Below are 12886 nucleotides of genomic sequence, written 5' to 3' on the forward strand. Positions count from 1 at the left end.
TTTGATATTATCTAATTTTTGCGGATAGGGAGAGGGGTATTAACTTTGCGGCCCATGGATAAGCAGCTATCATTATCATTTGAGAATACAGCCATTGCCTTTGAATCAAAATCAGACCGCGCTTTAAAGAAAGCTGATTTCCTGTTTAGCAGCATGGGGAAACCCTGGCTGGTAAAGCTGGGAGGCGCCTTAACACCACTGGCCTTTAAACTGCATCTACCTGTAAAAGGACTGATCAAAAACACTATTTTCAGCCAGTTTTGTGGGGGCGAAAGCCTGGAAGAAGCGGCGCGTACTGCCGAAGGATTAGGTAAATATCATGTGGGTGTGGCGTTGGATTATGGGGTAGAGGCCATGGAAGGAGAGGAGAATTATGATAAGGCTTTACCGGAATTTATCCGGGCTATCCAATATGCTGCCGGTAAACCCAGTATCCCCTTCATCGCTATTAAGGTAACCGGTTTTGCACGTTTTTCGCTGCTGGAAAAACTGCATGAAGGAAGCCCGCTCAGTCCACAGGAAGTGGAAGAGTACTCCCGCGTAAAAGGCCGCATACTGGCCATTGCAGAAGCTGCGGCCAAACATAAAATAGGTTTGCTCATAGATGCAGAGGAATCCTGGATACAACAACCGGTAGACGACCTCGCGGACGACCTGATGGCCCGCTTCAACAAAGAAAACGTTATCATCTACAATACTTTCCAGTTATACCGTCACGACAGGCTGCTTTACCTGCAAAAGTCTTTCGACAAGGCCCGGCAGGGTGGTTACCTGCTAGGCGCTAAACTGGTACGTGGCGCTTATATGGAAAAGGAACGCAAACGTGCCCTGGAAATGGGTTACCCTTCTCCCATACAACCTGATAAGGAATCTACCGACCGCGACTATGATGCTGCTGTACGTTTCTGTATGGAACGTCTGGACAGATTGGGTGTATTTATCGGCACGCACAACGAAGACAGCTCCATGCTGGCCGCCAGCCTGATGGACAAGCAAAAATTACCACACCAGCATCCACATGTCAACTTCTCCCAGTTATTAGGGATGAGCGATAATATTACTTTCAACCTGGCACACGCCGGCTATCATGTGTCCAAATACCTGCCTTATGGCCCGGTAAAAGACGTAATGCCATACCTGCTCCGCCGCGCTCAGGAAAACACGTCTATCTCCGGACAGGTAGGCCGCGAGCTGGGACTGATCCGCCGCGAACTGAAGAGAAGAGCGCTGTAACCTTACCCGTTTCAATATAGATCCAAACGTATACTGTACGGCCACCAGGGGCCCTCTGATATTTTTTTCGTTACTTTGCCTCATGGAACAATACCTTCATCTGCTACAACATATACTGGATCAGGGAGCTGTGAAAACTGACCGGACAGGCACAGGCACTACAAGTTGTTTTGGTTACCAAATGAGATTCAATCTTCAGGATGGACTTCCGCTGGTCACTACCAAAAAACTGCACCTGAAATCCATTATTTATGAGTTGCTGTGGTTCCTGAATGGTGATACGAACGTTAAATACCTGCAGGACCATGGAGTAAAAATATGGGATGAGTGGGCCGATGAAAACGGCGACCTCGGACCCGTATACGGTAAGCAATGGCGCAGTTGGGAATCTAAAGATGGGACCGTCATCGATCAGATCAGCGAAGCCGTAAAAACGATCAAAAACAATCCGGACTCCCGCCGTATTATCGTTAATGCCTGGAACGTGGGAGACCTGCCTAAAATGGCATTAAGTCCCTGTCATTGCCTGTTCCAGTTTTATGTGGCCAACGGCCGTCTTAGCTGTCAGTTATACCAGCGCAGCGCAGACGTATTCCTGGGCGTTCCTTTTAACATCGCTTCTTATGCCATCCTCACTATGATGATGGCACAGGTATGTGGCCTGGAACCTGGCGATTTCATTCATACTTTCGGAGATGTACACTTATACAGTAACCATATAGAGCAGGCGAAACTGCAACTCAGCCGTCAGCCTTTTGAACTGCCGGTACTGAAAATAAACCCGGATGTAAAAGACATATTCGGCTTTAAATATGAAGATTTTGAACTGACAAACTACCAGTTCCATCCGCATATTAAAGCGCCGGTAGCCGTTTAACCATCATTTACCAATCAATACTTTACATGCTCTCTATAATTGTTGCTGCTTCAGAAAATAACGTTATCGGTATACATAATCATCTGCCCTGGCACCTGCCGGTAGATATGAGATATTTCAGGACCACCACCATCGGCAAGCCAATCGTAATGGGCCGTAAATCATTCGATGAACTGGGACGTGTACTGCCGGGCAGACCAAACATCGTGATCACCCGTCAGAAAGATTTTCATAGTGAAGGATTGATCGTAGTATCTTCTCTGGAAGAAGGTATTGAAAAAGCTAAGACTTTCGGTACAGAAGAGATCTTCATCACCGGCGGTGGTGAAATATTCAAACTGGCATTAGATATTGTAGACAAAGTATACATCACGCGTGTACATGCAACCGTACACGGAGATACTTATTTCCCGGAATTCAAACCTGAAGAAAAACCGGAAGAATGGAAGCTGATTAAAGATGAGCGCCATGAAAAGGATGAAAAGCACGCATATGCGTTAACGTTCCAGGTATGGGAAAGGATTACCGGAAAATAACGGTACCCAATCCCTGTGTAAGTTCTGTTTCCAGTTGTTTCAGGTGTTTGTGCATCTCGATACATCTCACCTGCTCTTCATAAACAGCAGATCTTTCCATTTCCTGCTGATTCTCCGTCATCATCTTTCTTATCTTCCGCAGTATGAGGTAGTTGGTGGTGGAGATAGTATCCTGCAGATAAGCGTTATCCCCAAATATGGTATCAATCTCGTAACGGTCTTTCCAGTTCGAACTTAACTCTGCCTCTTTATCTTCCATCAGATGCACGACAACGGCCGCTACTTCAGGATCTGAATGATAGAGGAACCACCTCTTATCCGGCAGGTTATCATCATCATACATCTTCTTGTATTCCCTTAAAATCCTTTTCACGATCTCACTGTCTGTAAGAGATTCAAAATCATAGGGCAGATGAAAAATATAATCCGCCACCGTATTTTTATCTTCTTCACTGAAAGGGCGATCTCCAAAACGTAATAAGATCTTTACCAGCTCTTTCTCCTGTTTCTCATCCGGGTTAAAGAAGTTGACAGTACCACTATCACCGCCTTCCATGGCTTCCATGGCGGCAATTGCTTCGGGCGACAAATCATCATCAGGTGCCGGGGAGTTTGCATGGTCCCTGGCCTGTTGTTTTTCATTCTTCTGAAAACGCTCCCGGATGAATTTGTTCACCAGGTTGATCAGGCCCTGTTCATCTATCTTCAATACCTGGCTGCACTGGCGTATATAATCCTGCTGCCGGGTAAAATCTTCCGTTTTATCGATCTTGGAAATAGTTTCCGCAATCTCATTTACCAGTTGCGACTTACGGGTAGTATCATTACCCGCATCCTGTAAGGTAATCTGTAATTTAAACAGGATGAAGTCCTGTTTGTTGGCCGCTATAAATTCCCGGAAGGCGGCAGCGCCGATCTTTTGCACGTAGCTGTCCGGGTCTTCCTTATCGGGGATCAGTACCAGCTTCACATTCAGCCCTTCCTCAATGGCCATGTCCAGCCCGCGTAATGCAGCCTTTACACCGGCATTGTCACCATCAAATAAGATAGTGAGGTTGTTCGTGTATTTCTTTATCAGGCGTAGCTGATGCTGGGTAAGAGAAGTACCACTGGACGCCACCACGTTCTCTATCCCTGCCTGGTGCAGGGAAATTACGTCGGTATATCCTTCTACCAGCAGGCACTCATTCAGCTTGTCAATAGCATGACGCGCAAAATAAGTACCATACAGTACCCTGTTCTTTACATAGATCTCATTTTCGGGAGAGTTGATATACTTGGGGGCACGATCGTTCTTTACGAGAATACGTGCACCAAATCCCAGTACTTTACCGCTTTGATTATGAATAGGGAAGATCACCCTGCCACGGTAGTTATCTCCCGGTTGTTCATTGCGGACGGTTACCAGTCCTGTCTTCTGTAAATAATCAAGATTATATCCTTTGGCCAGGGCGGCTTTGGTGAAGGCATCCCAAACGTTCATGCTGTACCCGAGCTGGAACTTACGGATAGTTTCCTGGGTAAATCCTCTCTCTTCAAAATAACTAAGCCCTACATTCTGTCCTTCTTCGGTATTCAGCAGGGTATCTGCAAAATATTCACGGGCAAAGTTGTTGATAATATACAGGCTGTCGGCCAGTTGTTGCTGTTGCTTAACTTCTGCGCTTACCTCTGTTTCCTCTACGGTAACGTCATATTTCTGTGCCAGCCAGCGAAGTGCTTCCACATAGGAGTACTTCTCATGCTCCATGATGAATTTGATGGCATTGCCGCTGACGCCGCATCCAAAACACTTATAAATCTCCTTGCTGGGCGTAACCGTGAAAGAGGGGGATTTCTCGTTGTGAAAAGGGCACAAACCAAGGTAATTGGCCCCTCTTTTCTTCAATTTCACGAAATCACCTACAATCTCCACAATATCAATGCGGGCAAGGATCTGCTGTATAGTCTGTTGAGAAATCAATGTTATTCTGCTGGTCTAAATGCAAACTTAGTCAATTTCTGCCTAAGGGCATTTGCCTGGCAGGAATATCCCGTTATGGCACACAGAAAGTACTCCAATAAATATGAAAACCCATTTATTACACTTTATGATTTAATGTATTATATTTGTTCCCTCGAAAGTAACAATCAGCAACCTGCATCCGTTTAATATTCACTAACATACACTACATGAAGAAACTTCTACCTATTTTCTGTACTATCATCTTTTTAGCAAACTTATCTTACGGGCAGCGTTCCCGCTACCCCAAAGAAGGACAATTCCCAAGAAAACCAGGGATAATGGTATCAACGAACGTATTAAGCCTGTTCGACCTGGAAGGGGGGCCTACCCTGGGACTGGAATACCGTATTGCATTAAATTGGGCCGTAGCTGTAGATGCTACCGCCATATTGTACACTTTACCTGAAGTATATAGTGCTGACGAAGGCGCCCACACGGGTTACCGTATCCAGCCACAGATCAAATATTATTTCGGAGGCCGCCGTCGCAGCTTCAGGGGATATATCAGTTTAATGGCGATGTACAAAGACGTGCATTACGATAAAACAACAAGTGGCGGACAATATTACAATGGTACGGAGTATATAAACATTGAGCCGGTACCTTATACCGAACATAAAAAAATAATAGCCGGCTCTTTTAACATCGGGATGCAGAAGTTTTTAGATGATGAACGCCACATTTTTATCGAACCTTACGGAGGCGTTGGGTTAAGACATAAAGAACGTACCGGCAGACCATATGTTGAAGGTGCTTATGATAATAGTTACAATAATGATGATGGTGTTTTTGATCTGAAAGATGGGATGTACCCGCATCTCACCTGGGGATTGAAATTCGGTGTCCGTTTCTAGGAATGGGTTGTATATATTTTGAAAGAGGTTGTTTTAGGACAACCTCTTTTTTTATATTATTCCTGAACAGGAAAACATCTGCAAGCTATGGAACAGAATGATATCAGGGTCTTATTTTCCATAGCCCAATACTCTTGTCTGTTTGACTTATTTTCAATATTTTGTATTCTTTGTCAAAGTGGTTACGTTATAAAAGTTATAGTTTCTTTTTTCTTTGGCAGATGTATGATCTTTATTATTCCGTCGCTTCTACTGCGTTTCCCAAACTTTTTTCCATTCCTTAAACGCTGATGGTCTAACCCGGTAACGTGCAAAGTTCCCTTCGTGTAAAGAGAGCAGTTCTGTTTCTACTATTTCAATAAATTTGGACTGATCACCGGCTGGTAAAGTATTAGCTTTATAAGCAATTACATTCATAGCTTCACTATGTGACATTGCATTGGATATGATTTCAGTAATTATTTCCCGCATTATATCCCTGTATTTTAACCGGAACGGATCTGGTTCCCCTAAAGACTGACGCAATGCAGCGTATCGCTGGGCAGAGCGCTCATAAGCCCATATAAATACATCTTTGAACAATTCAACACGATTAAGTTCATAAATGCCCATGATGCCTTGAATATAAATATCGTTAGGTACATCTACAAATGTCAATGGCGAAAGATTCCGTCTGTTCAAAGGAATATTGGCGGCCAGGCGTGATACCCGCTTGTTTACGTCATCGAAAGGTTGCAAATAGGGTAATTGAACCATCACGAAAAATGTTTGTTCAAACGGGTCTTCAATTTGTTCAGCCTTTTGCAACAGCAATTCAAACATTTCTTCGATCTGCTGCGGTATACCAAGCGGTGTAAACACAGAATGGGTGATGCCAACGCCGAAGCTACGCAACCTGCCTGATGCAGCGGGATCAGGTAACAGGTTATTGGATAGCAAAGCGTGCAAGTTCGTAAGTGTATAACGGTTAAATCCGATCTCTTCAGCATCTTGCACGATAAATTCAATGGCGTCTTTGTGGTTAAGTATCATTTGTGCTTCTGCTGCTGATTTATTATCAGCGACATGGCCTTGAGAGATAAGACGCTGTGTATCGAGCAGGCTATAAGTATTTCCTTCAAGACGGCTTGAGTTCCAGGACAGATCTATTAGCAGTCTTTGCAGAATTTCTTTCGCATAGGTCCCTGCAGGTTGATTAAGGCTTACTGTTTTGCCTAATGCTGCGAGTTTCTTTTTTTCAGATGGTGTTAAGTAACTATCTATATTGGGACGATAGCTATGCAGGAAATCAATATTATAACCAACAGGATGGCGTTTTCCGATGGGTTGGGAAACTATCGCTTTGATGTCTTGTCCTTCAGCGGATAAAGGAATGATGTCGTCATTTACTGCAATTGGTGCTATTATCGGCGTCTCCTGAACGAGATAATAAAGAGTAGAACGACCCTGACCGGAAGTTCGTATACGACCTTGTTCCTGTAGCTTTTCCAATCGCCGTTGCAGGGTGCGCAGTTCTATATTTACCTGAGCCCGAATTTCTTCAATAGAGAGCCCCTGCTTAAAATGAGAGAGGGTGCTTTCAATACTTTTTAATTCTTGGTTTATAAGTCGTTGACTTGAGCTCATTTTGACCTGTTTTGCGACAAATAATGTTTTTCGCGACACTTTCGCGACAAATATACCTCATTTTTGTCGCGTAAGTGAAGATTGCGACACTTTTTTGTCGCGAAAACGATTGCTTTGTCGCTTAAATTTCATCAAATCACTTAATGTTGCAATACGTTTTTAGCTAATTTGGATCAGAAAAATGTTCATTTTTAAGCCTTGTTCACTGCAAATGAACAAGGCTTAAAAATGAACCAATCACTAAAATTGCTTTGGAAAACTGAAGAAGAACCGTTGATCAGTGGCAATAGCTTAAACATCATATCCCAATTCTATTGGATTATTCTGATCAGTAGCCTTTTATGAAACCCATATGAGGTAAATTATATACTGGTGCTATATAGCGGCACAATTCAACAAGTACAATATTGTTCAAACGAACCCTCATGTATCATCGCATTCTTTTTCTCATTGCTTTAATGAGCTGGTCTTGCATTGCCCATGTACACGCGATTCCGGCAAGAGGTAGCACTGCAAAGTCATTTACACTATAAATATTTGGCCTGACTGTATTTTTAATTGCGCAGATAGGCCGCGTACTTTTCGTTTAGGTTTGCATCAAGATAAATTCCTTACCTGAATAAATGACTATCATGTAAAATTAATCTGCGCAAAATCCTATTGTTATGTTGTAATGGAGATTTAGTATGAACTGTATTCAATTTTAAAGGGACAAAATAAAGTAAATCAATCTACATGCGTTATCGTATTCTCTATCTCATTGTAGCAATGAGCTGTTTGTGTATTACCCTTGCTGGTGGGCGCTTAGCCCATGGCAGGACTGCCCGGCAGGTAACCCGATTATCTGACAGGTATCTGGACCAGGTCAGTGCAATCAAATTAAGAATGGGATATAATTTTTAACATATAAAGCACGAATTATGGCGTTAAGCATGGTTGTTAGGTGGAAGAATTAACCCTATATCTGATAGAACAGCAAAAGCAAATAGATCAATTAAAAGCTTCAAAGAAATAGAGATGAAAAAATATTTATACTTAGTACTGTTACTAATAGCCAGTCCCCGGCTATGGGCGCAGGTCCCCAATATGAATGTAGAGCTGTCGCGTATTGAATTTAAAGCTAAACAGGTGATACCACCAGCGCCGGAAGCGGCTGAACTGGGAAGGTATGGTAATATGCCTGTCAGCTTATTTACAGGTACAACCAATGTGAGTATTCCGTTGTATGAGTTGAAAGGGCAGTTTTTGTCCCTGCCGGTTTCTCTCAGCTATAATGCCGGCGGCTTTAAGCCGGAAGATCCTGCTACCTGGGTGGGCCTGAACTGGTCATTGAATGCAGGAGGTGTAGTCTCCCGTTCTGTATCAGGCAATCCTGATAATGAGACAAACTACTTTGGTACAAATAACCTGACCTTCCCTTCTTCAGGTAACTTTTTTGTGGAGAAGGATTTTATACATGATCTGAAGGTAGGACTTAAAGAAGCTGATCCGGATTTTTATACGTATAATTTTACAGGCAATGCAGGTAAATTTTTTCTGCTGCCCGATTATTCTGTGCTGAAAAAAGACCGGAATAACCTGGATATCACCCACTGTATAAACTGTACCAACAGCTATATGCAAATCAGGGATGAGCAGGGCAGTACTTATACGTTTGCCGATGTTGAAAGTACCAGGTTGATCCTGGGGGATGATGAAGGAACAGATCCTCCTGCCATTACGGGTTATAGTTATCCATCCAGCTGGTATCTTAGTCAGATAACATCTGTCAATGGCCGCGAAAAACTATTGTTTGAATATTATACTACGGGAGAGCATTTGCTGACACAGAATACTCAAACTAATAAATCAGTTACGTATTCTAAGAAAGCAGCCCAGACTACATATAACGCGATAAGCTTCGACAGCTATGTGTATACCAATCAGCCGCCTGCAACTTATACCAGGCGAAAGTTCCTTAAACGTATAACATTGTTGCGGGATGGGCGTATTATATCATATGTGGATTTCCAATCTGTAGCAAATGTAAGGCAGGATACCGATTTCCCGGAGATCAGGTTACTACAGGGCATCAAAGTTTACAGTATGCTTAATAACAACAGCAAACTGGTAAAAAACGACAGCCTTTACTATAGCTATTTTACCAACAATAGTAACACATTTACGAAAAAGCGTCTACGCCTGGATTCTTTGCAGGAATTGCCAGTTGCATCAGGAACTGCGTTAAAGCCTCCTTATCGTTTTGAATACAATACAAACGGGACAATGCCCGAGCGCTTTCCCAATTCTCTTGATCATTGGGGATTTTATAATGCCGCTACTGCTAATCAAAGTCTTGTTCCCAATGTTGACTTTAATGGAAGTACTTATGGAGACGGAGCTAACAGGGAACCCAGCTTGGAAGGCTCTTCCTACGCAATCCTCAATAAAATGAGTTATCCAACCGGTGGCTATACGATTTTTGACTATGAACTTAATGAGGGTGTGTATACCAATTACTCCCGTAAAGTCGGAGGGCTCAGAATTAAGCAAATAACAGACTATGCTGCGGGTGGGCAGAAAGCAACGGCGAAAATCTTTGAATACAAACTGGAGAATGATTCAACAAGCGGTAAATCTGATGCCGGATATCCAAAGTATTTGACAGAAAGCCGTTTTTATCATCTTGGGGTTAATCCATTAAACCCTGATTATACTATATGGAAAAAGACCGTTTCCGCGAATTCTATTTTTGGACTAGGCACCTTTCACGGAAGCCATATCGGGTATACACGGGTTACCGAGTCGCTGATCGATGTATTCACGGGAACCAGGATGGGGAAAACAGTGTATGAATATAACACGGCTCCATTTAACCCTTACGACGAAGATATCAGGAACGGCGATCTGCTTAAACAAACTGTTTTTGATAACAACGGAAAAGTGCTTGAGGAGCAGACCACCAATTATACCTATACTGATGTAGGGGGAATCAATATGGCCAAAGTCAGGATGCTCTATTCCCAGAATGAGGATTATTATTGGTGCAGACAGGGTGATGCCTATACCGCTTATGGTGCAGGTTCAAGTGTCGATCCACCTTCTCCATGTGACGAACAGCGTACCTATTATTATAATATGCTACTGGACAAATTTGTCCTCAATGCGCAACAAAGACAACAGGTTCAGCAGATCGTAAAGAAATATGATCAGGTAACGGACAGTTTAATAGTGAGTACCAGAAAGTATACATATGGAAGTACGGTACATACCTATCCCACATTGATCGAAGATTATACAACAGGAAATGAAGAAGTGATAACGCGGAAAAAGTATGCAGGGGATTATACAATGCCAGGAGGGTCCATCCTGTTAGATAATACGGCCAAAGGCATCAGCGTGTTGAATAGTAACAATATGCTGACAACAGAAATCGAAAGTGTGCAGTACCGTCAGAACCTCGATGGCAGCAACCGACGGTTTATCAATGGGCAGGTGACGAACTACGGCACTTTTTATCCTTTTCCGGTAAGTACTTACCGGTTGGAAACAGCTGCCCCGATCAGCACTTTAACTGAGTCCACCGTTAACAGCAGCGGCGCTTTTGTAAGTGACAGTCATTATAAACCATTGGGCGTATTTGGTTATGATGGATTGGGCAATCTTACAGAACAGGCCAAGGCTAATGATGCGATACAATCCTTTGTGTGGGATTATGATGACAGCTACATCGTAGCGGCCATTCAAAATGCGAACCAAAGCAATGTGGTATTCAGCAGTTTTGAAACAGATACTGTCCGTTCTGGTGGTGGTTGGACAAAAGATAATGTTACCGTGATTTCAACCTATGCAATGACAGGGAAGCGCTCCTGTAATCTTGGATCTGGAAGGGTATACAAATTGTTTGTTACCGCAGTGAACAAACCCATGATCGTAGCTTATTGGTCCCGCAGCGGGGCTGTTACTGTAATGCAAAACAATACAACGACTATTGCCGCTACGACGACCGGTTCTACTGTCAATGGATGGACCTATTATGAACATCTGTTACCTGCTTCTACCTCACAGGTGGCCGTATCTGGTGCTAATGCCATCATAGATGAGTTGCGGTTATACCCATCCGATGCACAGATGACCACGTTTACTTATGACCCTTTGATTGGTGTGACCAGTCAGACCAGTTCCAAAGGATTACCTGTGAGTTATGAATATGACGGTTTGAACCGTCTCGTCAATGTGAAGGATGAAAAAGGAGCTATCCGGCAGAACATGAAATATAACTATGGGGCGGGTAGTGCATTAGCGGCTTCAGCGCCCTCTTTGTTTTACAACCGGGATACTTCAGTTAGTGTAGTTAAAACGGGTTGTACTGCCGGAGAGCCGGAAACAGTTACCTACAAGGTGCCTGCGGGTAAATATATTTCAGCGGTAAGTCAGGCAGATGTAAATGCAAAAGCCGGGCTGGATCTTGCTACAAACGGACAGGCTTACGCGAATACAACCGGTAATTGCTTCTTTTATAACAAAGCAGATTCGGTTAGAAAAGTGAAAAATGATTGTGCAGCGGAAAACGGTTTAGGCTCCTTCGTTACATACAAAGTAAATGCCCGCAAATGGCGTTCTCCTGTAAGTCAGGCAGAAGCCGATACATTGGCGGCACACGATCTTCGCGACAATGCGCAGGCGTATGCCAATGCGAATGGTCATTGTGCCTGTGAAGGAGCAGGGAAAAAGCTGATTAATGGGGTCTGTACAACCGGTACCCGTGTGAATATCGGCTCCTGGCAGCAGTCTGATGGGCAATGGAAATGTGTATATATCTATCATTTCAGTGACAATACAGATAGTGAAGAATATACCGAGTATAATACCAGTGCCTGTCCTGTTCTATAATCCCTAAATGAATCTCAACATGAAAAAGTTATTACGATATATATTACCTGTATTGCTTGTTCCCTTATGGACATTCGGACAGGCCAGTACGGACAGGAACTACGTCCTACGTCGATTGCGACCCAGCCTGATATGGTATCAGCGATTTTAAATGCCTTTAGTGGTTCAGGGATTAGTGACGGAATTCACGGGGCCTTTGGTATTGGATCAGCTATCAGCACCGGTCTTACTCCTGGTGTATTCAATAGCTTGAAACAGATTGATACTTCGCAGAATCTTTCCACTAAACCCAAAGCATACCTTAACTTCGCCCTCTTTGATGACCAGTTCGCCCTTGTGAATGAGAATAGTGGGGTTCGCCAGGTTCAAGGTAGTGCTAATGTTCTGCAGGCTCTGTCTGTAGGAAAGATGGCGATAACGTTTTTTCCAATTGTAAAAAGTGGCCGCCGATATCTGAAAAGCAGTGGTAAAATCCTTCACACTAACGTTACCTGCCTGAGTAAATTGTTCAAGAGCTGAAACGATCTCCTGCTCACTGAAATGATTGCGACCGGCTACGGAAGATTTTTTTTGTTTCATGTTTGCTATTCTTTCGAACGCAAAGTTAGTATCTGATCAATGTTGTTGATGAATGCTCCGCGTCGAATGCTTACCTAGGAGGGGAGTGGTATTGATTTTTACAATCAATAAGATCTCTCTATTCAAACGTGCTTTCAGTAAAATATATTGATGTTAAACGAGCTATTTTTGTAAATTATATATCACATTAGTATGAAGATTATAGTCTCGATTTTATATTTGTCTGATTTTTACAAGCTATGATATCATTCTTTGCAAACAAGAACAAATATCCCAGTTATGAAAAGCTTGCGAAAGAGGTGGG

Annotated in this window: 9 protein-coding genes; 6 read left to right on the top strand and 3 right to left on the bottom strand. The window is 43.1% G+C overall.

Annotated elements, in window-relative coordinates; translation table 11 throughout:
* The first annotated feature begins 54 nt into the window (after positions 1–54).
* From GO495_RS11480 to GO495_RS11490, 3 genes are all read left to right on the top strand, one after another.
* Positions 55–1233, top strand: coding sequence for a proline dehydrogenase family protein (locus GO495_RS11480; protein ID WP_157299811.1), 1179 nt, complete (start codon positions 55–57; stop codon positions 1231–1233).
* Positions 1234–1315: 82 nt separating this feature from the next.
* Positions 1316–2110 (top strand): thymidylate synthase, encoded by a 795-nt coding sequence (locus GO495_RS11485; protein ID WP_157299812.1) that lies wholly within the window; start codon positions 1316–1318, stop codon positions 2108–2110.
* Between the two features lie 26 nt (positions 2111–2136).
* The gene (locus GO495_RS11490; protein ID WP_157299813.1) at positions 2137–2646 is read left to right on the top strand and encodes a dihydrofolate reductase; all 510 of its coding nucleotides are present in this window, start codon (positions 2137–2139) and stop codon (positions 2644–2646) included.
* Here the strand turns inward: GO495_RS11490 and dnaG are convergent.
* A complete protein-coding gene (gene dnaG / locus GO495_RS11495; RefSeq protein WP_157299814.1) occupies positions 2633–4609 on the bottom strand; it encodes a DNA primase in 1977 nt (658 codons plus the stop codon). The genes GO495_RS11490 and dnaG overlap by 14 nt on opposite strands.
* A 209-nt stretch (positions 4610–4818) precedes the next feature.
* On the opposite strand from dnaG, the gene GO495_RS11500 reads away from it, so the two are divergent.
* Positions 4819–5505 (top strand): DUF3575 domain-containing protein, encoded by a 687-nt coding sequence (locus GO495_RS11500; RefSeq protein ID WP_157299815.1) that lies wholly within the window; start codon positions 4819–4821, stop codon positions 5503–5505.
* Between the two features lie 249 nt (positions 5506–5754).
* Here GO495_RS11500 and GO495_RS11505 read toward each other — a convergent pair whose 3' ends face one another.
* Positions 5755–7131 (bottom strand): Fic family protein, encoded by a 1377-nt coding sequence (locus GO495_RS11505; protein ID WP_157299816.1) that lies wholly within the window; start codon positions 7129–7131, stop codon positions 5755–5757.
* 1017 nt (positions 7132–8148) lie between these two features.
* Here GO495_RS11505 and GO495_RS11510 point away from each other — a divergent pair.
* Positions 8149–12003, top strand: a complete 3855-nt coding sequence (locus GO495_RS11510) for a DUF5977 domain-containing protein (RefSeq protein WP_157299817.1) — start codon at positions 8149–8151, stop codon at positions 12001–12003.
* A gap of 19 nt (positions 12004–12022) precedes the next feature.
* On the top strand, positions 12023–12154 hold the full coding sequence (locus GO495_RS32370; RefSeq protein WP_276611809.1) for a hypothetical protein: 132 nt from the start codon (positions 12023–12025) through the stop codon (positions 12152–12154).
* Between the two features lie 56 nt (positions 12155–12210).
* On the opposite strand, the gene GO495_RS11515 is transcribed toward GO495_RS32370, so the two are convergent.
* Positions 12211–12582, bottom strand: a complete 372-nt coding sequence (locus GO495_RS11515; protein ID WP_157299818.1) for a transposase — start codon at positions 12580–12582, stop codon at positions 12211–12213.
* Positions 12583–12886 lie beyond the last annotated feature (304 nt).

The organism is Chitinophaga oryziterrae (genome assembly GCF_009758125.1).
In the GTDB taxonomy this organism is placed as follows: Bacteria; Bacteroidota; Bacteroidia; order Chitinophagales; family Chitinophagaceae; genus Chitinophaga; species Chitinophaga oryziterrae.

Coding starts and splice junctions, on each gene's coding strand:
- GO495_RS11480 (WP_157299811.1), top strand. CDS start 55: ATGGATAAGCAGCTATCATTATCATTTGAGAATACAGCCATTGCCTTT.
- GO495_RS11485 (WP_157299812.1), top strand. CDS start 1,316: ATGGAACAATACCTTCATCTGCTACAACATATACTGGATCAGGGAGCT.
- GO495_RS11490 (WP_157299813.1), top strand. CDS start 2,137: ATGCTCTCTATAATTGTTGCTGCTTCAGAAAATAACGTTATCGGTATA.
- GO495_RS11500 (WP_157299815.1), top strand. CDS start 4,819: ATGAAGAAACTTCTACCTATTTTCTGTACTATCATCTTTTTAGCAAAC.
- GO495_RS11505 (WP_157299816.1), bottom strand. CDS start 7,131: ATGAGCTCAAGTCAACGACTTATAAACCAAGAATTAAAAAGTATTGAA.
- GO495_RS11510 (WP_157299817.1), top strand. CDS start 8,149: ATGAAAAAATATTTATACTTAGTACTGTTACTAATAGCCAGTCCCCGG.
- GO495_RS32370 (WP_276611809.1), top strand. CDS start 12,023: ATGAAAAAGTTATTACGATATATATTACCTGTATTGCTTGTTCCCTTA.
- GO495_RS11515 (WP_157299818.1), bottom strand. CDS start 12,582: ATGAAACAAAAAAAATCTTCCGTAGCCGGTCGCAATCATTTCAGTGAG.